Annotated in this window: 21 protein-coding genes; 18 read left to right on the top strand and 3 right to left on the bottom strand. The window is 63.8% G+C overall.

Annotation, left to right across the window (positions count from 1 at the left end):
- Window positions 1–213: 213 nt before the first annotated feature.
- Window positions 214–1,992 carry a GMC oxidoreductase gene (locus EYW47_RS37915; RefSeq protein ID WP_133199933.1) on the bottom strand — a complete coding sequence of 593 codons (1,779 nt, stop codon included), beginning with the start codon at window positions 1,990–1,992 and terminating at the stop codon, window positions 214–216.
- A gap of 937 nt (window positions 1,993–2,929) precedes the next feature.
- Here EYW47_RS37915 and EYW47_RS37910 point away from each other — a divergent pair.
- Together EYW47_RS37910 and EYW47_RS37905 are read left to right on the top strand one after the other, a co-directional pair.
- Window positions 2,930–3,757: a glycosyltransferase family 9 protein gene (locus tag EYW47_RS37910; RefSeq protein ID WP_240764099.1), complete on the top strand. Its 828-nt coding sequence runs from the start codon at window positions 2,930–2,932 to the stop codon at window positions 3,755–3,757.
- Between the two features lie 7 nt (window positions 3,758–3,764).
- Entirely contained in the window at window positions 3,765–5,033 is a 1,269-nt protein-coding gene (locus EYW47_RS37905; RefSeq protein ID WP_133199931.1) for an O-antigen ligase family protein, read from the top strand.
- Between the two features lie 49 nt (window positions 5,034–5,082).
- Here EYW47_RS37905 and EYW47_RS37900 read toward each other — a convergent pair whose 3' ends face one another.
- Window positions 5,083–5,955 (bottom strand): hydroxymethylpyrimidine/phosphomethylpyrimidine kinase, encoded by an 873-nt coding sequence (locus EYW47_RS37900; RefSeq protein WP_133199930.1) that lies wholly within the window; start codon window positions 5,953–5,955, stop codon window positions 5,083–5,085.
- Between the two features lie 319 nt (window positions 5,956–6,274).
- Between EYW47_RS37900 and EYW47_RS37895 the strand changes: the two genes are divergently transcribed.
- The 8 genes from EYW47_RS37895 to EYW47_RS37860 all read left to right on the top strand — a co-directional run bounded on the left by EYW47_RS37895 (window position 6,275) and on the right by EYW47_RS37860 (window position 13,461).
- Window positions 6,275–6,445, top strand: coding sequence for a rubredoxin (locus EYW47_RS37895; RefSeq protein WP_025527884.1), 171 nt, complete (start codon window positions 6,275–6,277; stop codon window positions 6,443–6,445).
- 465 nt (window positions 6,446–6,910) lie between these two features.
- Window positions 6,911–8,449 carry a hypothetical protein gene (locus EYW47_RS37890; protein ID WP_133199929.1) on the top strand — a complete coding sequence of 513 codons (1,539 nt, stop codon included), beginning with the start codon at window positions 6,911–6,913 and terminating at the stop codon, window positions 8,447–8,449.
- A 170-nt stretch (window positions 8,450–8,619) separates the two neighbouring features.
- Window positions 8,620–9,198, top strand: coding sequence for a YqgE/AlgH family protein (locus tag EYW47_RS37885; protein WP_133199928.1), 579 nt, complete (start codon window positions 8,620–8,622; stop codon window positions 9,196–9,198).
- On the top strand, window positions 9,195–9,638 hold the full coding sequence (gene ruvX, locus EYW47_RS37880; RefSeq protein ID WP_133199927.1) for a Holliday junction resolvase RuvX: 444 nt from the start codon (window positions 9,195–9,197) through the stop codon (window positions 9,636–9,638). The genes EYW47_RS37885 and ruvX overlap by 4 nt, the downstream gene beginning before the upstream one ends.
- Window positions 9,638–10,159 (top strand): bifunctional pyr operon transcriptional regulator/uracil phosphoribosyltransferase PyrR, encoded by a 522-nt coding sequence (gene pyrR / locus EYW47_RS37875; protein ID WP_133199926.1) that lies wholly within the window; start codon window positions 9,638–9,640, stop codon window positions 10,157–10,159. Before ruvX ends, pyrR begins: the two co-directional genes overlap by 1 nt.
- Window positions 10,160–10,297: 138 nt before the next feature.
- Window positions 10,298–11,317 carry an aspartate carbamoyltransferase catalytic subunit gene (locus EYW47_RS37870; protein ID WP_133199925.1) on the top strand — a complete coding sequence of 340 codons (1,020 nt, stop codon included), beginning with the start codon at window positions 10,298–10,300 and terminating at the stop codon, window positions 11,315–11,317.
- Between the two features lie 26 nt (window positions 11,318–11,343).
- Window positions 11,344–12,642, top strand: a complete 1,299-nt coding sequence (locus EYW47_RS37865; RefSeq protein ID WP_133199924.1) for a dihydroorotase — start codon at window positions 11,344–11,346, stop codon at window positions 12,640–12,642.
- Window positions 12,643–12,687: 45 nt separating this feature from the next.
- A complete protein-coding gene (locus EYW47_RS37860; protein ID WP_133199923.1) occupies window positions 12,688–13,461 on the top strand; it encodes a lysophospholipid acyltransferase family protein in 774 nt (257 codons plus the stop codon).
- A 2-nt stretch (window positions 13,462–13,463) separates the two neighbouring features.
- Here EYW47_RS37860 and EYW47_RS37855 read toward each other — a convergent pair whose 3' ends face one another.
- Entirely contained in the window at window positions 13,464–14,312 is an 849-nt protein-coding gene (locus EYW47_RS37855; protein WP_133199922.1) for a symmetrical bis(5'-nucleosyl)-tetraphosphatase, read from the bottom strand.
- Window positions 14,313–14,498: 186 nt separating this feature from the next.
- Between EYW47_RS37855 and galU the strand changes: the two genes are divergently transcribed.
- The 8 genes from galU to EYW47_RS37815 all read left to right on the top strand — a co-directional run bounded on the left by galU (window position 14,499) and on the right by EYW47_RS37815 (window position 21,799).
- A complete protein-coding gene (gene galU / locus EYW47_RS37850) occupies window positions 14,499–15,371 on the top strand; it encodes a UTP--glucose-1-phosphate uridylyltransferase GalU (protein ID WP_133199921.1) in 873 nt (290 codons plus the stop codon).
- A 138-nt stretch (window positions 15,372–15,509) separates the two neighbouring features.
- Window positions 15,510–16,565, top strand: a complete 1,056-nt coding sequence (gene rfbB / locus EYW47_RS37845; RefSeq protein ID WP_133199920.1) for a dTDP-glucose 4,6-dehydratase — start codon at window positions 15,510–15,512, stop codon at window positions 16,563–16,565.
- Between the two features lie 16 nt (window positions 16,566–16,581).
- Window positions 16,582–17,463 (top strand): glucose-1-phosphate thymidylyltransferase RfbA, encoded by an 882-nt coding sequence (gene rfbA, locus EYW47_RS37840; RefSeq protein ID WP_133199919.1) that lies wholly within the window; start codon window positions 16,582–16,584, stop codon window positions 17,461–17,463.
- Entirely contained in the window at window positions 17,460–18,011 is a 552-nt protein-coding gene (gene rfbC, locus EYW47_RS37835) for a dTDP-4-dehydrorhamnose 3,5-epimerase (RefSeq protein WP_133199918.1), read from the top strand. Before rfbA ends, rfbC begins: the two co-directional genes overlap by 4 nt.
- Window positions 18,004–18,975 carry a dTDP-4-dehydrorhamnose reductase gene (gene rfbD / locus EYW47_RS37830; RefSeq protein ID WP_133199937.1) on the top strand — a complete coding sequence of 324 codons (972 nt, stop codon included), beginning with the start codon at window positions 18,004–18,006 and terminating at the stop codon, window positions 18,973–18,975. Before rfbC ends, rfbD begins: the two co-directional genes overlap by 8 nt.
- A gap of 312 nt (window positions 18,976–19,287) precedes the next feature.
- Entirely contained in the window at window positions 19,288–20,136 is an 849-nt protein-coding gene (locus EYW47_RS37825) for a glycosyltransferase family 2 protein (protein ID WP_133199917.1), read from the top strand.
- A 130-nt stretch (window positions 20,137–20,266) separates the two neighbouring features.
- Complete coding sequence (locus EYW47_RS37820) at window positions 20,267–21,058, top strand: ABC transporter permease (protein ID WP_133199916.1); 792 nt, start codon at window positions 20,267–20,269, stop codon at window positions 21,056–21,058.
- Window positions 21,059–21,070: 12 nt separating this feature from the next.
- Window positions 21,071–21,799 carry an ABC transporter ATP-binding protein gene (locus EYW47_RS37815; RefSeq protein WP_133199915.1) on the top strand — a complete coding sequence of 243 codons (729 nt, stop codon included), beginning with the start codon at window positions 21,071–21,073 and terminating at the stop codon, window positions 21,797–21,799.
- Window positions 21,800–21,815 lie beyond the last annotated feature (16 nt).

Below are 21,815 nucleotides of genomic sequence, written 5' to 3'. Positions count from 1 at the left end.
CCTGCTGCTGACGACGGACGCAGCGGTTGCTGAACTGCCGAAGGAAGATGCCCCGATGGCTGACGGCATGCCCGGCGGCATGGGCATGGACATGTAATAGCGGCTTACGCCGGTATGGCATCGAAGTGCTGGGGACGCGCCGCAAGGCGCGTTTTCTGCCTGAACGAAAAAAGCCCGCGAATGTTTCGTTCGCGGGCTTTGTTGCGTCTGCGATCAATTACGTGCTGCGCGGTGCGCCGCCAGTCGCGATTTCAGATGGTCGGCCAATCGGATTGCGAGCGCCATGAGAACCATCGTTGGATTGGCGTGTCCGCTCGTCGGGAAAACGGAAGCGCCTGCCACGTAAAGGCCACGTATGCCGTGTACCTGACATGTGTCGTCCACGACGCTCGTCGCGGGGTTCAGCCCCATTCGCGTTGTCCCGGCAGTATGGGCCATGTCGTGCAAGACGATCTTCGCTATGTCGCCCCCTGCGATTTCCGGCGAAAATTCGAACCCGCGGATACCCGCGGCAGATAGATCCTGTTTCAGAAGCTCCGAGAACGTCTGGACGGCCTGCTTCATGTAATCCCCGGCCTCCCATGTGATATGGGCGAGCGGGAGCCCGAGGCGGTCGCGCCGTTCGGACAGCGTGATACGGTTATCGGGCAACGGTGGTTGCTCACAAATCAGATTTAGCGTCAGCGCTTCGATTTTTCGCGCAGTGCCTTTAGTCGCATAGTCTCGGGCAACAAAATTGGCATTCAGCAGAACTGCGGCGTCTGCAATCAAGCGGCGCAGCCGGTAAGGCACTTTCTGGCTGCCGAGGATTCTGCGACCGACGAAACTCAAGACGAGTCCCGAACTTTTCACGACCAGGAGCATATCCGACATCGGAGCCTTGCTCTGCTTTTTTACCAACCGCTTCAGCGCGAGCATGGGGTCATCATCCGAAATATGCATATTCGCAAAAACGGCCATGTTGGGCAGACGTTCGCCTTTCTGAACCTCTTGACGAAGAGCGAGTCCGTGAGAATAGATAAAGGCTCGATAGTTCTTATGCAGCGGAAAAAAGCCCAGCAGTGTGGCGGCATGCGCGTGGTTTTTCGGCGAAACAGCGCCCAGCAATATGCACGGATGGTCCGTCAGGTAGCGCCCGACTACGTCATGCGCATTTCCCAGCGCGCCGCCCGCGAGATCTTTCGACATAAGCAATAAGCGGGCATTTTCTATCGCGCCGGCGGCGAGCACCACGTGGGCCGATTCAACGGTACTCCTCCTGCTGCCGGAGAGCGACGAAATGATCTCCACCCCCGTTATCCCATCTGCGTCGACCTTCACCATCACGACCGTCGCGTTAAACACGACCGTCACGTCGTGATGTGTTTCTTGCCTGAAGTCGGGCCCGAATCGCATGACGTCCATCGTGTCGTGACGAGAGCGGGAGAATTGCCAAAAGAACGACGTCAAGTGTTGCATTCGCGAAACTTCGGTCGGTTCCTTCAGTTTCGCGGCGCTCCAGAACGCGCGATCGTGGATGATCGGTCCCAGGTCGAGCCGCTCGGCTGCCCGGTCGATATAAGGTGCGATGGCGGCGGAATCGATTGGCCATCCAGAGTTCGGTATCCAGTCGCGCTGAATAAAATCCACCGCGTCGAAGGGCGCCACCTTGCCCGCCCAGCCGGTCGTAGATCCCCCCAGGACACGGCATCGGACGCCGAATTTCTGAGTCTCGGCGCTCCAGAACTTCAATTGATGCGCGTGGAATTGCTGACGCGCTTGCCGAATGTTGGCGTCGTTGAGAGACCCCTGCACTTCCACCCTGTTCAGAGCCTCGTGGCTGGAAGATTCCTGGAGTCCACCGCTCTCCAGAAGCAGAATCTTGAGCCCAAGGCCGGACAGTTCGCGCACGATTGTCAATCCAGCGGCACCGCCACCAACAACGATGAGATCAAATGGCTCGTGCCCGATCCGAGACTCGGTGTCTATTTCAAAATCTATATAGTCCGTCATGTCTCAATGGCCTCAGATAGCTTCGGATGCTGAAAAGGGCATAACGATTTCGGCCGGATCCAATCGCATAAAGCGCATCATGTGGAGCGCCAAGGTTGGTTAAGAGTCGGACATTGGGATCGACGGCAATCGACGGAGGTGACCTGACATCAAATAAAATGAAGCAGGGTTTTGGATCAAAGTCGACATTTCCGGGGCGCCCGTTGTTCTCTCTGACATTCCGGAAAGCTATCAACGGTTGTGGACAGTTTCTGTTCGCCAGCTAACCCTGTGTGGCCCATGCACTGCTCGGGTAGGCCACACGGATGAAACGCGGCGGATGTACATGGTGTTCAAACGATGGATGAGAAGTGGTGGACGCTGTCGCAGGGCGACGGCGTACGCGCACCGAAACGTTGCACGGTGACAGCCGGCGATACCGCCCGGCGGTGTGCAACCCGCATGACGGAGGCTAATTGCTCCCGGGGGCAATACACCATGCGTAGTGGGGCGCTCGATTCTTCTCCGAAGGGAGGGGTGACGAGTTCATTACATATCCCCGCCATGAGGGAGCGGCGTTGTCTTCGCTCCGGCGAGAGCGCTGTGCCTTACGCCCGTGCTGCGAGGTTTTGCGCCGCGAACATGTAATTGGGGGCATATTAAACATGCTTGGGGTTGCCCGGGGGCGTTATACTTTCGCGAGTCGGCCCCGCTGGCCGCAGTGGTGGGCAGCATTTGAATATGGGAACCCGCCGTGGGGTTAGATCGGACGCCGGCCGACCCTTGCGACCGCGAATGCGCCTTCGCTTCGAGTGTGGCACACGAGGGACGTAATTCGGGCGTCTCGTGCCGATGCGACAAACGGCGTCCGATAGCATTTCAATCACCAATGAAAATTCAGACGAATAGCAGCGTCGCGGTCGTACTGCCACCGCCGATCGGTGACAGCCTCATTGGCATGGTCCTCGTGAACAACTTGGTTCGAAACGGCTACCAGCCGGTCGTGTTCGGCTGGGTGGCGGAACAGCTCGCCGACTGGTTTCCCTGGGTGCGCGTGGGCCGCTTCACCGATCACGCCGGTGCGTTCGAGACGGTGATCGAGCTGCGTCCAACCAAAAAGGGGCCGACAATCGCGCGCTCGGGCCGGACGCTGTGCCTCGCGGACCTGCCGGCCTACCACGGGCCGAAGCATCACATGGTGGACCGTATCGTCGACATTGCCTGTCATACTTTCGAACTGCAAGACGTTACCCGTTCGAATGGTTTGACCTTGCCGCCGGGCGTGGTCCCCGGCGGTGCTGCGAATCGCGTCGTGATCCACCCGACGGGCAGTCATCCCGAAAAGATGTGGAGCCGAGGGAAGTTTCTCGCGCTGGCGCGCTCGCTCGAGCGCCTCGGCCTGCGACCGAGTTTCCTTGTTGCGCCCAACGAGTTCGAGGCGTGGCGCGGGATCGCGGCACAGGGGCACGAAGTGAACGCGCTCGATCTGGGCGACGTTGCAAAGTGGATTGCGGAATCGGGCTGGTTTATCGGCAATGATTCAGGTCTCGGCCATCTTGCCTCATCGATCGGCGTGCCGACGCTCACGCTGTTCATGCGCCGTGGTCTTGCCCGCTCGTGGCGTCCGGGCTGGGGGCCCGGCGAAATTGTCTTGCCGCTCAACGTAGTGCCGTCGGGCAAGCTCAAGGAGCGGTTGTGGAAGCAGCTGCTTTCCGTTCGACGTGTGATGTCGGGATTTCAGGCACTCCGGAAATCGAACTCGACGGCCCTGTATCGCTGGCTCTGACAACTCTATGCGTTTCGCTCCTGTGGCTGCCTGGTCTGCAGCTGTACTGCTTTTTCTTGCACCCGCGGTCAACCTCGTCTGGCAGGGCGGCACGGGTTACTGTTTTTTTGCGCTGCTTGCCATGGCGCTCTACATGGGTGTTCGCTACCGTAGCGTGTCGGGCTACTTTTCCGTACTGCGCGACTATCCCTGGTACGTCGTCGGGATGTGCGGCCTCGTGCTCGCCATCTTCGTGCAACAGCTCGTCTACGGGATCTGGGCGCCGCGTCAATTCGATGCCTATTCGCGATTCGCGCTGGCCATTCCGATCTTCCTGATGCTGCGCCAGATGCCCGCGCGCCATTTCCGTGCGCTGGGCTGGGGCTGTGCCGCCGGCGCGCTGGTGCTGGGCGCGCTCGCGCTGGCGCATCGTCCAGTGGGCGGCTGGACCGACGCTGACCGCCTCAACAACGACTATACCAATGCCATTCCGTACGGGGATACGGCTTTGCTGCTCGCATTTCTTTCCGTATTCACGATCGGATGGGACGGTAAGCATCGCAGGCTGACCGCGTGGCTGAAGTTTGCAGCGCTGGTCGCGGGTGGATTTTCATCCTATTCCACAGGAACGCGCGGCGGATGGCTCGCCATTCCCGTGTTCGTGGTGATGCTCGGTGTGCAGTACGGCTGGTTCGCGAACTTCAAGAGATTTGCGCTTGCATCGAGCGTCGTCGTGCTCGGCGCCGCCGCATTGCTCTCAACGCCACGTATCGAACAGCGCGTTCACGATTTCGTTGCGGACGTCTCGATGCTTTCCAAGGGCAATCCGGATACGTCGACGGGTATCCGCCTCGAGTTGTGGCGGGCGTCGGCGCGTCTGTACGCGCAGCACCCCATCTATGGTGTGGGCAAAGGGCGGCTCGAGAGCTCCATGAGCCAGTTGGCGAAGCAGGGCCTCATGCCCAGTGGGGCTGTGAACGAGCGCGCGCATAGCGACTTCTTCTCTACGCTCGCCGAATCGGGGTCAATCGGCCTTCTTTTTCTGTTCGTTTTTTACTATGGATCGACGGTCTACTTCTGGCGCCGCAGGCGCTCGACCGATGCGTTCATACGCACGGCCGCTTGGTCGGGTATGGCGGTGTCGGCCAGCACGATTGTTTTCGGTCTGACGATCGACGTGCTCGTCCCCATCATGGTGACGGTTCTGGTGGCATTGCTCACTGCCACGTTCCTTGCGGCTATCGACGCACGACAACGCGAGATCGACGCGACGGCGCGCCAGGCCGCGATGTCGTGACGCGCGCGGCAGGTACCCATGCGGTCCGCGCGGTCCCTTTAGCGTCCCATCAGTGCCGCGCCTCGCCCGACGGCGGCACGTCGTCGGAGTCGCCCGGCGACGCTTCGTCGCCCTCGGCGTCATTGCTGCGCGCCCAGAAGAACCGGTCCGGCATCCACGCGCCCATGCCCGGCCGGAACGCGTTCTGCACGGCCTGATAGAGATATTCCTGCGCCTCGCGCACCGCCTCGGGCGGCTCCTGGCCGTTCGCGAGCAGCGCGGCGATGGCTGAGCCCAGAGTGTCGGCGAGGCCCATCATCGGCTGGTTCGCGCGGTCCCAGAAGTCCTGGCGCAACTGGCCTTCTTCGCTGTAGAGCGTGTTCACCACGCGGTGCGAGCCAGTCTCCATCGAGAGGATGTATTCGCAGCCGGTGGAGAGCAGGTGCGAGATGGCGGTGTCGATGCTGGGCGTATCGCCGTCGCCGTCGGGCTGCGCGAGCGCGAGCAGCACCGAGACGTCGGCGACCAGCACGGTGGTCTGCGGCACGAGCAGATCGGTCACGACTTCGCGCAGCTCGTCGGCGGCCAGCACGTGCTCGTCGTCGAGCGTGAAGTCGGGCGCGACGATGAGCGGAATCTCATCGTAGTCGGCAACCACTTCGGCGATCGCGCTCACCACTTCGGCGCGCGTGCCCGCGCCCACCTTGAATGCCGCGACGGGCATGTCTTCCAGCAGCATGCGTGCCTGGCTCGCGACGGTTTCGGGGTCCAGACCGGTGACTTCGTCGCAGCCTGCGGAGTCGCGCACGGTATAGCCGGTGAGCACGCTCACGCCGTGGCAGCCCATGCTGGCGAGCGTGAGCAGGTCGGCTTGCAGGCCGCCGCCGCCGGTCGGATCGGAAAGGCCGAAGGTAAGGACGATGGGTGGGGTGTCGCCGGACATGAACGTTGACGGGGAGAGTTGGGTTGGCTCGAGGTAGGTGCAGATGCGGTGCAGAAGCCGGCGCCGCTATCTACGTCAGGCGCCGACAAGTCAATTATGCAGCCTGGCGCCGCTTGCGGGGGACGGATGACCTGCCGCGCGCGAGGGATTTTCTCGTCTTGACAGAGCGCCAGGTGCGGGACTCGACTGCCGCCACAGTTGCTAGGCATGGAAACGGCAACACGGTACCATCATGGCTCTTGTTTTCCCGGCAGTTTTCCCAACCGGTCGCGGCATGTATACGCGGGCGGTTTTTTGGACTTTTCGACGCGGCATAAGAATGGAATATAGAAGCTGGATGTGCCTGATCTGCGGCTGGATTTACGACGAAGAAGCCGGTTTGCCAGAGGAAGGCATCGCGCCCGGCACGCGCTGGGAGGATGTTCCCATCAATTGGACCTGCCCCGAGTGCGGCGCACGCAAGGAAGACTTCGAGATGGTCCAGATCTGAGGCGTCTCGCCCGCTGCCGAAGCTGTGCCTCATTGCCGGTCGGCGCGTGGCCACGCTTGCAGGCAGCCCGCTGAGTCCGGTTGAGCCGGGTTGAGTTCGATGCACGCTTCGGCCGGTCTTTCGATTGACTCGATCGTTGCCTGATTTCGTACCTGCTGTTCGGGGCTGTTCAGTACCTGTGGCCGCGCCGGGTAGCACGCTGCTAGCCGGACCACTGGCGGGTCTGTGGCCGGATCGCCAGCCGTTTAGTACCGTTTCGAACGCTGTGCCGGCACGTTGTGCCGGCACGCTGTGCAGATGCTTGAGCGCCGCGCGGCCCTTGCGGCGCGCAAATTGCTGCGCTTCTCGTCGGCATTTTTCGCCGGCGCTTTTCGGCTGATTTCGCCGGTTTTCGTGCGAGGCAGTCGGCCAGCCGGCCGGCTCGCCGCTATCGCATCCGCTCGCAATTGCTCCTGGCGCTGTCTTATGAGTCTTCATACGATGTCGGTCGCCCGTTTCGAAGCGCTGCCCAATCCGCGTGGCGGGCACGTCCCGTTCGCGCACGCCGCGCTGGCCCAGGCGCTTGCCGCGCTCGACGAGCAGCGCGACGTCGCCCGGCCGCTGCGCCAGGCGGCGCGCACGCTGCGCGACGCGGGCTGGCTCGCGGCGGCGCGTTTCGCCGACACGCTGCTGCTTGCCTCGCCGCTCGCGCTGGCGGCATCCGTGCCCACGCCGCCGCCGCCCGGCATGCCGCCGCGGCCCGCGCACGATCAAGACGCTTCTGACGACCGCGCCATTCGCGAGGCGTTTCGCGGCGCGCTAGCCGATCTGGCCGACGCGCTCGAGCGCCACAACCTGCGCGAGCTGGCCTGTTCCCCTGCGCTCTATGCGCGCCAGCGCGTCCTGGTCGACGCGCTGGCGGAGCACGCGCCGGGCGTCGCGCTCGCCTATGAGGATGTCGCGCTGCACGGCCGGCCCTTCGCGGTCGCCACGCTGCGCGCGCAGCCCGCACACCGGCTCGCGCAGGCCCGAGCGCGCTACGAGGCGGCGCTGCTGCCGGCACTCAAGGCGCGCAACGGCAATGGCAGCCGCGCGGCGCAAGCGCTCGCGCAGGCGGCATTCGGCGAGATGGACGCGTGTATCGCGGATCTCGCGAGCGCCGATCCCTACGACTTCTGGCGTCTTGCATCGGCTTGCGGCCGGGTGCTGCGGCGCGGCGTGACGACCTGGGGCGACGAGGAAGTGCGTCGTTTCTACGCGCGCTGCAATCTGCTGATCGGCGAACACGCGCGCGGGTTGCACGTCGCGCCCCAGTCGTTCGTGCGCATGGCGCTTGCGCTCTTGTGGCGCGATTACGCGCTCTTCGGCGCCGCCGCGGAAGACACCGCCGACGTCGAGTTGCTGCTCGATTACGGCCTGACCGTGGATTGGCACGTTGCGGGCACGCAGGCGTCCGAGGCGCTCTGGGAGGCCGGCACAGCGCAGGCCGACGCGCTGGCGACGCGCGTTGCGCCCACGCGCGAGCTGGGCGCGCTCGTCGTGAACGGCAACGCCTACGAAGATTTCCTGCAGACCGCCGACGCCGCCATGCTCGAGCTCGGCACCGCCGCTCGCGCGCTGTCGCTGCGGCCGGCCGGTGCGCCGGCCGATCCTGCGGCGGCGCTCCTCGCGGCCGATGCGGCCTACCGCACTGGCGCGGCGGCGTGGGCGCTCGGGCTCGGCCACGTGGGCCTGCTCGCCGACGCGCTAGGCCTTGCCTGGCGGTGTACCGCGCACGCTGCGGCGGCCGATGCCGGGGCGCAAACGGCGTCGGCTGCGGCCGCAGTGGGAGCGGCCGTGACGCCGCCTGGCACGCAGGCGATCGAGCACGCGAACGAGGCGCTGCGCGCGATCCTGCACAAGGTGGCGGCGGGCGTCGCGCAACCGGACGCGAGCGCAGCGGTGCGCGCGCTTGGCGCGGCGATTGCAGTTGGCGCTGGCGGCGCAGCCGTCACGGGCGCAGCAGCGCAGGTCGTGCCGCGTTGAGGCGCATCGCCTGGCCCGCCACATTTGGCAAGCCCCGGCTACCGTTCAGCCGTGTCGCCCGCGCATGGTAGAGTGAGCCATTCTCCGTGCCACGGAGCGCGGCCCGAGGGGCACCCGGAAGGCGTTGAAGGCCGCCGCCATTCCGCATCGTCTTTGCTAGAATTCAAACCATGTCCAAGAGTAACGATCGCATCAATCTGACCAACCAGTTCCTGATCGCCATGCCCAATATGGCGGATCCCACGTTTTCAGGAACGGTGGTCTACCTTTGCGATCATTCCGAGCGCGGCGCGCTCGGCCTCGTCATCAATCGTCCGACCGATATCGATCTCGAAGCGCTGTTCTCGCGCATCGACCTCAAGCTCGAAATCGAACCGCTGCTGCACGTGCCCGTCTATTTCGGCGGCCCGGTGCAGACCGAGCGCGGCTTCGTCCTGCACGCACCCAAGTCCGGCACGAACTACACCTCGTCGATGTCGGTGCCCGGCGGCCTCGAGATGACCACGTCGAAGGATGTGCTCGAAGCCGTCGCGAGCGGCACCGGCCCCGAGCAGTTCCTGCTCACGCTCGGCCATGCAGGCTGGGGCGCGGGCCAGCTCGAAGACGAAATCTCGAAGAACGGCTGGCTTACCGTCGAAGCGGATCCCAAGATCGTTTTCGACGTGCCCGCCGAAGAGCGCTTCGAAGCGGCGCTTGCGCTGCTCGGCATTTCGTCGACGATGCTTTCGGGCGAAGCGGGTCACGCATGAGCGTAGCCGCGGGGCGAGGCGCCGCCGAGGCGACCTTGCTGGCGTTCGACTATGGCGAAAAGCGCATCGGCGTGGCGCTCGGCAACGCGCTCACGCGCAGTGCCCGCGCCCTCACCGTGATCCAGAACCGCAATCGCGACTATCGTTTTGAAGCCGTGGGCGAATTGCTGCGCGAGTGGCAGCCCGACCTGCTCGTGGTGGGCCTGCCGAGCCATCCCGACGGCACGCCCCATGCCATGACGCAGTTGGCCAGGCGCTTCGGCAATCAGCTCAATGGCCGCTTCAACCTGCCCGTGGTGTGGGTGGACGAGCGCTATTCCTCGGTCGACGCCGAAGCACGCCTGCGCGAGCGCGGCGAGCGCGCGGAGCATGTGGACGCTGAAGCCGCCTGCGTGATCCTCCAGCAGTACTTCGACGAAAACCCGCCTCAATTCACGTGATGAACACACCCGACGCCGAGGCGCTGTACCGCGCCGTTCTCGAGCAGATCCGCGCGGCTTACCCGGCCGGCGCGTTCAGCGCGCCCGACGGCGTGGCGATCGCCGGCATCCACAGCGGTGGCGCCTGGCTTGCCGGGCGCCTCGCGCGCGATCTCGGGGCCACGAAGTGGGGCGTGGTGAACGTCGCGCTGCATCGCGACGACTACGCGAAGAAGGGCCTGCACAGCCAGGCGAGCCCGACCGCGCTGCCGTTCGAGGTGGAGAACCGCCGCATTCTGCTCGTCGACGACGTGCTGCACACCGGGCGCACCGTGCGCGCGGCGCTCAACGAGCTCTACGACTACGGCCGGCCCGCTTGTGTCGAGGTGGCTGTGCTGGTCGAGCGCGGCGGGCGCGAGCTGCCCGTGTCGGCTAGTTTCGTGGGCGGCGAGGTGCAACTGGACCCGGGCTCGACGCTCGTGCTCGAGCGCGCCGACGATGGCCACTTCGCATTGCGCATCGAGCCTCGCGACGCGCACTGAGCGCGCTTGCCGCCGAACAAGACGCCATCGAGGCGCACACGGCGCGCGCAGCGCCAACCGAACCGACTCAAACCCAACCCGGCCAGACCCGGCTAGATCGAACGAGATCGAGCCAGACACCAGCGCAGGATTTATGCGATGAACACACAGCCCACGCCGGCACCGACCGTTCCGGACGACAAGCGCTTTCGCTACGGCTTCCTGAAGGGCAATCCGCAGCTCACGAAGAGCGGCGAGCTCAAGCACTTGCTCAGCATCGAAGGCCTGCCGCGCGCGATCCTCACCCACATCCTCGACACGGCCACGCAGTTCGTGAGCGTGACCGACCGCGACGTGAAGAAGGTGCCGCTCTTGCGCGGCAAGTCGGTGTTCAACCTGTTCTTCGAGAACTCCACGCGCACGCGCACGACTTTCGAGATCGCGGCCAAGCGCCTCTCGGCGGACGTGCTGAACCTGAACATCAAAGCGTCTTCGACGAGCAAGGGCGAGTCGCTGCTGGACACCATCGGCAATCTTTCGGCGATGCACGCCGACATGTTCGTCGTGCGCCACGCATCGAGCGGCGCGCCGTACCTGATCGCCGAGCACTGCGCGCCGCACGTGCACGTGATCAACGCCGGCGACGGGCGCCATGCGCATCCGACGCAAGGCCTGCTCGACATGTACACGATCCGCCACTACAAGCGCGATTTCACGAACCTGCGCGTGGCGATCGTCGGCGACATCCTGCACTCGCGCGTCGCGCGCTCGGACATCCACGCGCTCACCACGCTCGGCGTGCCCGAAGTGCGCGCGATCGGCCCGCGCACGCTGCTGCCGGGCGGGCTCGAGCAGATGGGCGTGCGCGTGTTCCATAACCTCGACGAGGGGCTGAAGGACGTCGACGTCGTCATCATGCTGCGCCTGCAGAACGAGCGCATGAGCGGCGCGCTGCTGCCATCGGCGCAGGAGTACTTCAAGAGCTGGGGCTTGACGCCCGAGCGCCTCGCGCTCGCCGCGCCCGATGCGATCGTGATGCACCCGGGGCCGATGAACCGCGGCGTGGAGATCGACTCGCAGGTCGCGGACGGCCCGCAGTCGGTGATCCTCAACCAGGTGAGCTTCGGCATTGCGGTGCGCATGGCGGTGATGGGCATCGTCGCCGGTAACCACGATTGAACTGGCGAGAACAAAAAGGGCAGCGCATGAAGATTCACATTCAAGGCGGCACGCTGATCGATCCGGCCAATGTGTCGGAAGGCACGGAAGCACGGCAAGACGTGTACATCGCAGACGGCAAGATCGTCGCGCTCGGCGCCGCGCCGGCCGGCTTTCACGCGGACAGAACGCTCGACGCGAACGGCCTTGTCGTTGCGCCGGGCCTCGTCGACCTGAGCGCTCGGCTGCGCGAGCCGGGCTATGAGCACAAGGCCACGCTCGACTCGGAAATGAACGCCGCGCTCGCGGGCGGCGTGACGAGCCTCGTGTGCCCGCCCGACACCGACCCGGTGCTCGACGAGGCCGGCTTGATCGAGATGCTCAAGTTCCGCGCGGGCAAGCTCGAGCGCGCGCACGTGCATCCGCTCGGTGCGCTCACGGTCGGCTTGAAGGGCGAAGTGATCACGGAGATGGTGTCGCTCACCGAGGCCGGCTGCATCGGCTTCACCCAGGCGGACCGGCCGATCGCCGACACCCAGGTCCTGCTGCGCGCGCTCCAGTACGCGAGCACCTATGGCTATGCCGTGTGGCTGCGCCCGCAGGACGCGTATCTCGCGAAGGGCGGCGTGGCGGCTAGCGGCGCGCTGGCCTCGCGGCTGGGGCTCTCGGGCGTGCCGGTGAGCGCGGAGACAATCGCGCTCTTCACGCTCTTCGAGCTGATACGCGTGACCGGCGCGCGCGTGCACGTGCAGCATCTTTCGTCGGCGGCGGGCGTCGCGCTCGTGCGCGCGGCGAAGGCGGAAGGCCTCCCCGTGACGTGCGACGTCACCGCCAATCACATGCATCTGATCGACATGGACATCGGCTACTTCGACGCCCAGTTCCGGCTCGATCCGCCGCTGCGCCAGCAACGCGACCGCGAGGCGATTCGCGCGGGTCTCGCCGACGGCACGATCGACGCGATCTGCTCGCAGCACACGCCCGTGGACGACGACGAAAAGCTCCTGCCGTTCGCCGAAGCGACGCCGGGTGCGAGCGGGCTCGAGCTGCTGCTCTCGCTTACGGTGAAGTGGGCGCAGGAAGCCGGCGTGCCGCTTGCGAAGGCGCTTTCGCTTGTCACCTCGGCACCGGCCGCGGTGATGCAGCGCGCAGTGGGGCGTATCGAGGCAGGGGCGCAGGCCGACCTCTGCGTGTTCGATGTGAACGCGCACTGGCGCGTCGAGCCGCGCGCGCTCAAGAGCCAGGGGCACAACACGCCGTTCCTCGGCTACGAGTTGCCCGCCGTGGTGCGCGCGACGCTGGTGGCGGGGCGCATCGGCTTCGAGCGCCACGCGCAACCTCATTGAGGATCTTCGAGCGCACTCGCGACCGACTTCGACATCCGAACTACCATGAGCCTTTTTTTACGCAAAGCCCGACTGCTCGGGCACCTGTTGCGCGGCGCCTGGACCGTTGGCGTGCGCTTTCCGCGCGCGACGCCCGAGGCTCGCCACGCCATGAACCGCGCTTGGTCGCTCAGGATGCTCGAGCTGTGTGGCATGAAGCTCGTCGTCCATAACGACGCAGCGCGCCTCGACGCGGGCGCGCTCGTCGTCAGCAATCACATCTCGTGGATCGACATCTACGTGATCAACGCGTGGCGCCCGACGCCGTTCGTCTCGAAGGCCGAGATCCGCCATTGGCCGCTGATCGGCTGGTTCGCGCAGAATCTGGACACCGTGTTTGTCGAGCGAGAGAAGCGCAGCGACGCACGGCGCATCATGCACGAACTGGCGGCGCGTCTCGAGCGTGGCGAGCTGATGTGCGTGTTCCCCGAGGGCACGACCACCGACGGCTTCGCAGTCAAGCCGTTCCACTCGAACATGTTCCAGGCGCCGGTGTCGGCGGGCAAGCCCGTGCAGCCCATCTGCATCCTGTATGAGGACGCGCAGGGGCGGCAGTCGGCGGCGCCCGCGTATATCGACGACGTCTCGCTCAAGCAGTCACTCGACGCGCTGCTCAAGGCCGGGCCGATCACGGCGCATGTGTACGTGGGCGAGGCGATCGCACCCGGCGATGATCGTCGCAAGCTCGCGGCGCGAGCCCAGGATGCGGTGGGCGCGGCACTCGATGCGATGCGGGCGGCGCCGCGGGTGGAAGGGGATGGGGTGGCGCAGCGGGTGTGACGTCACACGCCGGCGGTGCGACAATTCGGGCATTCCACTTGGGTAAGCGTGCGGCGTCTGGGGTCGGCGTCGAGCCGGACCGCCGAGAGCTGCTTGCCCCAGACGCAACCCGAATCGACGCCGATCACGTTTTCGCGCAGTGTGAGGCCAAGCGCGGCCCAATGGCCGAACACGACTGTGCAGTCGCCAGTTTTACGTCCAGGCACGTCGAACCACGGCATGTACCCCGCCGGCGCGGAATCGATTCCGCCGCTCGAGCTGAAATCCATCGCCCCGTCACGGTTGCAGAAACGCATGCGTGTCAATGCGCTGCAGGTAATGCGCAGGCGCTCCATGCCCTTCAGACTGTTCGACCAACGATTCGGCTCGTTGCCATAGAGGCCGGCCAATGTCTTTTTCCAGTCGTCGCGGCGCAGCGCTTTTTCGAAATCGTGCGCAAGCTCCAGCGTGAGATCGACGTCCCACTGCGGCAGCACGCCCGCATGAACCATCAGCATACCGTCTGCGTAGTGCGCGACAGGACGATGGCGCACCCAATGGAGCAGGTCGTCGGCATCGGGCGCGTTCAGGATCTCGTCGATGGTGTCGCCCTTTTTCGCGTTGCGGATTCCCGCCGACACTGACAGCAGATGCAGGTCATGGTTGCCGAGCACAGCGACCGCGCGATCACCGAGCGCGATCACGTCGCGCAATGTCGCAAGCGATTCAGCGCCACGATTGATCATGTCGCCTGCGAACCAGAGCGGCGTATCCGGGGCGGGGTTGATTTTGGCGAGAAGCGCCTGCAGGGCGCCTCGGCAGCCTTGCAGGTCGCCGATCGCAAACGGGACCGGCTTGGCAAATGGGCTCATCGATTGGAAAAATTGCTAGGGAGCTGGGCGGTGAAGTAAACTGCCGGGAGATTCAGCACGGTGGGTCAACCTTCCGGCGCCAACCAGCAGGGGCATTCAACGTGCGACGCAAATGCATCGCATGACGGCGAAGCGCCGCGCGATGAGTCGCTGCCATTATACGTTTGAGTGGGACTCGGATTTCATATGCTTAAAGTTACAAAGGCCGTATTCCCGGTGGCGGGTCTCGGCACGCGGTTTCTCCCGGCCACCAAGGCCAGTCCGAAGGAAATGCTGCCGGTCGTCGACAAGCCGCTGATCCAGTACGCAGTCGAGGAGGCCGTGGCGGCTGGCATCACCGAGATGATCTTTGTGACGGGCCGTAGCAAGCGCGCGATCGAGGACCATTTTGACAAGTCCTATGAGATCGAGGCCGAACTCGAGGCGCGCGGCAAGGAAAAGCTCCTTGCGCTGGTGCGCAGCATCAAGCCGAACAACGTTGACTGCTTCTACGTGCGCCAGCCGGAGGCGCTTGGCTTGGGCCACGCCGTGCTCTGCGCGGAAAAAATGGTGGGCAACAATCCGTTTGCCGTGATCCTTGCCGACGACCTGCTCTACGGGCAGCCGCCCGTCATGAAGCAGATGGTCGAGGTGTTCGACCACTACCATAGCTCGGTGCTCGGCGTGGAAGAGATTCCGCCCGAGGAAACACGCTCGTACGGCATCGTCGACGGCAAGGAGTGGGAAGACTCGATCGTCAAGCTCTCGGGCATCGTAGAAAAGCCGGCACCCGAAGTCGCGCCTTCGAATCTCGGCGTGGTAGGGCGCTACGTGCTCAAGCCGCGCATTTTCGACCACCTGCGCGCGCTCAAGCCGGGCGCAGGCGGCGAGTTACAGCTCACCGACGCCATCCAGTCGCTGCTCGCCGACGAGCAGGTGCTCGCGTACAAGTACAACGGCACGCGCTTCGACTGTGGCAGCAAGCTCGGCTACCTCAAGGCTACCGTTGAATTTGCCCTGCGCCACCCGGAAGTGGCGGCGGATTTCCGCGCATACCTGTCGACAGTTCAGCCAGGCTGATGCCTGCTGCCATGCCGGTGCAGCGCGCTGGCGTGACGGGCATGGTTGCCGCCCGAGCGCGTGCCGGGCGGCCAGACATTGCCGCCGCGAAGGTTTCCCGAGGCAACTTGGCGCCATAGAGGCCAAGGAGGATACGGTTTGATTTTCGTCACAGGTGGCGCCGGTTTCATCGGCAGCAACTTCATTCTCGACTGGTTTTGCGATCACGACGAAGCGATCGTCAACATCGACAAGCTGACCTACGCCGGCAACGCCGAAACTCTCGCACCGCTCGCGGGCGATCCGCGCTATGGGTTCGCGCACGTCGATATCTGCGACCGAGATGCGATCGACGCGCTTTTCGCGCAGCATCGTCCGCGCGCGCTGCTGCATTTTGCGGCGGAAAGCCATGTGGACCGCTCGATTCATGGACCCGGCGCTTTCGTGCAGACGAACGTGATCGGCACCTTCGCCTTGCTCGAGGCCGCAACGGCTTATTGGCGCACATTGCCGGCGGGGGAGCGCGACGCGTTCCGTTTCCTCCATGTCTCGACCGACGAGGTGTTCGGCTCGCTCGCGGCCGAGGATGCGCCCTTCAATGAACGCACGCCATACGCGCCGAATAGCCCATATTCGGCAAGCAAGGCGGCGTCGGACCATCTGGTGCGGGCTTGGCATCACACTTATGGCCTCCCTGTACTGACGACGAACTGCTCGAACAACTACGGCCCGTACCAGTTTCCGGAGAAACTGATACCGCTCATGATCCTCAACGGGCTCGCGGGCAAGCCGTTGCCGATCTACGGCGATGGCAAGAACGTGCGCGACTGGCTCTACGTCGGCGACCATTGCGCAGCGATTCGCGCGGTTCTCGAGCGTGGTGTGCCCGGGCAGACTTACAACATCGGCGGCTGGAACGAGATGACGAATCTCGACGTCGTGCAGGCGATATGCAACATGCTCGACGAACACGAGCCGCGCGCGGATGGCGCGTCGCACGCTTCGCAGATCGAATTGATCAAGGATCGGCCCGGCCATGACCGGCGCTACGCGATTGATGCGACGCGCATCGAGCGCGAACTCGGGTGGAGGCCTGCGCAGACCTTCGAAACGGGGCTGGCGAAGACGGTGCAGTGGTACCTCGACAATCCCGCATGGATAGCAGGCGTGACGAGCGGTAGTTATCGTCACTGGATCGACTCGCACTACGCTTGAACACGTGGAGAAAGCGATGAAGCGCAAAGGCATCATACTTGCGGGCGGATCGGGCACGCGGCTGTATCCGGTCACGCATTCGGTGTCCAAGCAACTGCTACCCGTCTACGACAAGCCGATGGTCTACTATCCGCTCACGACGCTCATGCTCGCGGGAATCCGGGATGTGCTGGTGATCTCCACGCCCGCCGACACGCCGCGTTTTCAGAGCCTCCTTGGCGACGGCTCTCAATGGGGCATGAACCTCCAGTACGCGACGCAGCCTTCGCCGGACGGTTTGGCCCAGGCCTTTCTGATCGGCCGCGAGTTCATCGGCAACGACCCGTGCGCACTCGTTCTCGGCGACAACATCTTTTACGGGCATGACCTCGTGCACCAGCTTGTGCAGGCCAATGCACGGACCGGTGGGGCAACCGTGTTCGCGTATCACGTGAACGATCCCGAGCGCTATGGCGTCGTGGAATTCGACGAAGCTTATCGCGCGCTGTCGATCGAAGAGAAGCCGATGGTGCCCCGATCGAATTACGCGGTCACGGGTCTCTACTTCTATGACAACGACGTCTGCGACATCGCCATGGATATTCGTCCATCGGCTCGCGGAGAGCTCGAAATTACGGATGTCAACTCGCGCTATCTGGAAGCGGGCAAGCTGCACGTCGAGATCATGGGGCGCGGCTATGCGTGGCTCGATACGGGAACGCACGATTCGCTGATCGAGGCAGCGACGTTCATCGCGACCTTGCAGAAGCGCCAGGGCCTGATGGTGGCGTGCCCCGAAGAGATTGCGTTCCGCAATCGCTGGATCGATGCGCAACAACTGGCACAACTGGCCGAGCCGCTTGCGAAGAACGGCTATGGACAATACTTGAGAAGTCTGTTGACGGGCCGGAGCCTATGAAAACAGCTATAGCGACTGGCGCGCTGCCTGAAGTGAAGATCATCGAACCCACAGTCTTCAAGGACGAGCGCGGGTTCTTCTACGAGAGCTTTAACGCGCGCGAGTTTGCGCGGCAGGTGGGCGTCGATGTCACCTTCGTGCAGGACAATCACTCGTGCTCGACGCGCGGCGTGTTGCGCGGGCTGCATTATCAGCTCGTGAAGCCGCAGGGCAAGCTCGTGCGCGTAGTCGCAGGCGAAGTCTATGACGTGGCGGTGGATGTCCGGGCGAGTTCGCCCACGTTCGGCAAATGGGTCGGCGTGCATCTGAGCGCGCAGAACAGACGGCAACTCTGGATTCCCCCTGGCTTTGCTCACGGCTTTCTGGCGCTTTCCGACTACGCCGAATTCCTCTACAAGACTACCGACTACTGGTATCCCGAGCACGAGCGCTGCATCATTTGGAACGATTCGACGATCGGCATCGAATGGCCGCTTGACGTCGCACCCGTCTTGGGTCAGAAGGACGCGGCGGGCAGTAGCCTTGCACACGCGCAAATCTATGCGTGAGGCCACCCCGGTTCCGAACGGCGTTGGGCAGGGGGCGCCCGTGATACTGCTGGCGGGCGCCAACGGTCAACTCGGCCAGGAGTTACTGCGCTCGCTACAGGGCGAGGGGCATATTGTCGCGCTTGATCGGCATGGCCTCGATCTCGCGGATTTCGATCAGATACGTCAGGTTGTGCGCACGCTGCGCCCTGCCGTAATCGTCAATGCCGCGGCCTATACTGCCGTGGATCGCGCCGAAGCGGATTCGGTGCTCGCGCAACGGATCAACGCGCAGGCACCCGGCGTGCTGGCCGAAGAGGCGGCGCGACTTCGCGCTACGCTGATTCACTATTCAACCGACTACGTGTTCGACGGTACGCTGGCGCGGCCCTACGTCGAGACGGATGCGGCGAGTCCGCTCAATGTCTACGGCCGCACCAAGCTGGCCGGCGAAGCGGCGATCGCGCAGGTGGGCGGCAGGCATCTGATCTTCCGCACCAGCTGGGTCTATGGCCTGCGCGGCGCCAATTTCCTGTTGACCATGCTGCGCCTCGCGCAAACGCGCGACGAGATTCGTGTCGTGTCCGATCAGTGCGGCGCGCCGACCTGGACCCGGACGATCGCGGCGGCGACCGCACATATCGTGGCGCAATGGCCGCGTGAAGCCGAGGCGCTCGAAGCGTGGTGGGCGCGTTATAGTGGGCTTTATCACCTTACGGCGGCGGGGAGCACATCGTGGCATGGTTTCGCGTCGGCGATCTTCAGCTATCTGCCAGCGGCGAAACGTCCCAACGTGATGCCGATTGCAACTACAGAGTACCCGACCCCGGCAACCCGCCCGGCGAACTCCTGTCTGTCGACTGAGAAAATCCGGCAGGCGTTTGGCTTTTTCGCGCCGGACTGGGAGGACGCGCTGCGCTGCGTGATGGACGAATATGCAGATTATGGGGTGCGGTTCGGTGCGGCTAGGGAAGACATGCGCTAAAAACGCGCCGGACCCCTGAATCCGCGGGGCGCGATGGCACGCGAGTGCAATGCAACAGATGTCTCAGATTGTATATCGCGTGTCTTGGTGCGGCGGCTCCGTTATAATTGCCGGTCAATTTCGCATGCCGGATTTCGGGCGCTTATTGCGAAACGTAGTCGCCATCGTGGGCCGTCCGGGCGCACGCTGTGTAATGGATCCAGACAGGCTGGCAGCAATCGGGCGGCAGTCTGTTTGCGAAAGGATTTCGCAAGCTTTGACTCGAATTTACTGCCGCAAGATATCGCATTGCCTGTCCCCGGTTTTTGTTCAATGAATCGAACCGCCCGTCCGGATTGCTGGGTTTCCATTTCCGTTGTCACCTATCATCCGGATCGCCGTCTGCTGGAGGAGACGATGGATACGCTCGCCGACGCCCTCGAGGTGCTGGCAAGCAAGCGCACGAGCGACGGCCCGCCGTCGATTGCGGGCATCTGGCTCGTCGACAACGGGGGGACACAAGTGCCGGCCGGCATGGCGGAGCGCTTTGTGCGCAAGCAGTTCGAATTCACGGTGGTTTCCGGGCACGGCAACGTCGGATATGGCCGCGGACACAACCTGGCTATCATGGCAGCCAACAGCGAGTTTCATCTCGTGCTGAATCCGGACGTCCGGCTCAGCAAGGACGCGATGGCCAACGCCGTAGACTTCATGATGCGGCATGAGGCCGTCGGCATGCTCGCGCCTTACGTGAGCGACGATGACGGCAAGCAGCAGTACCTCTGCCGGCGCTTTCCCAAGGTTGCCGATCTGGTCCTGCGCGGCTTTGCGCCGCGTTCTGTCCAGCGGATGTTCAGGCACCGCCTCGATCGTTACGAAATGCGCGACAGATGTGCCAGCAATGCCGATGTCTGGGATCCGGCCATTGTGAGCGGTTGTTTCATGTTGTGCCGCACGCGCGCGTTACAGGCGGTGGGTGGATTCGATCCGAGCTACTTCCTCTATTTCGAGGATTACGACCTGAGCCTGCGCATCGCGAAGGTCGCTCGGCTTGTCTATTGTCCGGCCGTGCGCATCGTTCACCACGGGGGAGGCGCGGCGCGCAAAGGAGCGAAGCACATCAGGATGTTCGCCGTTTCGGCGGTACGTTTTTTCAACCGGTTTGGCTGGCGGTGGCTATAAGCACCGAGGCGCTCGCCGGAAGCACTGTCTGCCACCCGGCCTTGCGCGAGCGCGCGTCAAGCTGGCCAGCGTCGGCGTTCCCTATGACCTTCGACAGACGAAGGCAACTGAACCAATCACACCTCGATTTATGGGACGAATAGATTTTCGCAGGAACGAGCTCTGGGATACGGCCAAAGCACCCCATCTATGGGGCTTGCTCGCCTGGTACGACATCAAGCAGCGCTATCGCCGCTCGGTGCTCGGGCCATTCTGGGTGACGCTCAGCACCGGCATTCTGATCGCGACGCTCGGCGCCGTCTGGTCGCTCATCTTCAACATGAAGATCACCGAGTACCTGCCGTTCTATGCGGTGGGGCAGGTGTTCTGGTCGTATTACTCGACACAGATCAACGAGTCGTGCACAGGCTTCACCCTCTTCGAAGGGCTGATGAAACAGACACGTTTGCCGATGCCCTCGTACATTCTGCGGCTTGTCGTGCGCAACCTGATCATTCTCGCGCACAACTTCGTCGTGATTGTCGTGGTGATCTCGTTCGTCGGGCCAGGATGGTCGTGGACGGCGCTCGTGGCGATTCCCGGCCTGCTGCTTGCCACGCTGGCGATCTATTTCGCGTCGCTGTGCGTGGCCATTCCGTGCACGCGGTTTCGGGATTTGCAGCCCGTTGTCCAGAACCTGACCATGATCGGCTTTTATGTCACGCCGATCCTGTGGCAGCCGAAGACGCTTGGCGAGCGCTTCAGGTGGCTCGTGGACTTTAATCCCGCGACTCACCTCATCAGCATCGTGCGTGATCCGTTGCTCGGCACGCTGCCCGCCTGGCAGTCATGGGTCTGGGTGCTGGGGACGACGGCCTTCTTCGCGATTCTGGCTTCGCTGCTGCTCTCGCGCTACCGGCATCGCATCGCGTACTGGCTTTAAGAGGACCGTCGAATGGACTCCGTACATATTCGCGCCGAAAACATCACGGTCGAGTTTCCCATTTTCAACGCGTCGCACCGGTCCCTGAAGAAGGCCGTGCTGCGCGCGACCACGGGCGGCCGGGTCGCCCGCGACGCGGGCAAGCACGTGGTCGTGCGCGCGGTGAGCGAAGCGAGCTTCGAATTCAAGCCCGGCGACCGGGTCGCGTTGGTGGGGCACAACGGTGCAGGCAAGACCACGCTGCTGCGGGTTCTGTCTGGCGTCTACGCGCCGGTGTTCGGCAAACTGGATGTCAAGGGCAAGATCGGCTCGCTGCTCGACATGTCTCTGGGGATGGATCCGGAGGCCACGGGCTATGAGAACATCTTCCTGCGCGGCGTCGTGATGGGGCTGCACCCGAGCGAGATCGAGCAGAAAATCGACGAGATTGCTGCGTTCAGCGAACTGGGTGATTATCTCAACATGCCCGCCCGCACGTATTCGAGCGGCATGGCCTTGCGCCTTGCGTTTGCCGTGTCGACCGCGGTGCACCCCGATATCCTGCTGATGGACGAATGGCTGTCCGTGGGCGATGCGTCGTTCAACAAAAAGGCGTCCGATCGTTTGAATTCGCTTGTCGAGCGATCGTCGATCCTTGTGATGGCTTCGCATTCTCCGCAACTGGTGCAGAAGGTTTGCAACCGCAAGATCGTGCTCGAGAAGGGCGCGTTGACCGAGGTGCCGGTCGATCAGCCTGTTTAGCCAGTGGCGCCTTCGC

Origin of the sequence: Paraburkholderia silviterrae (assembly GCF_004353915.1) — a bacterium.
Taxonomy (GTDB): domain Bacteria; phylum Pseudomonadota; class Gammaproteobacteria; order Burkholderiales; family Burkholderiaceae; genus Paraburkholderia; species Paraburkholderia silviterrae.
The sequence above is the reverse complement of the archived record's forward strand: the minus strand, read 5'-3'. Positions and strand labels throughout refer to the sequence as shown.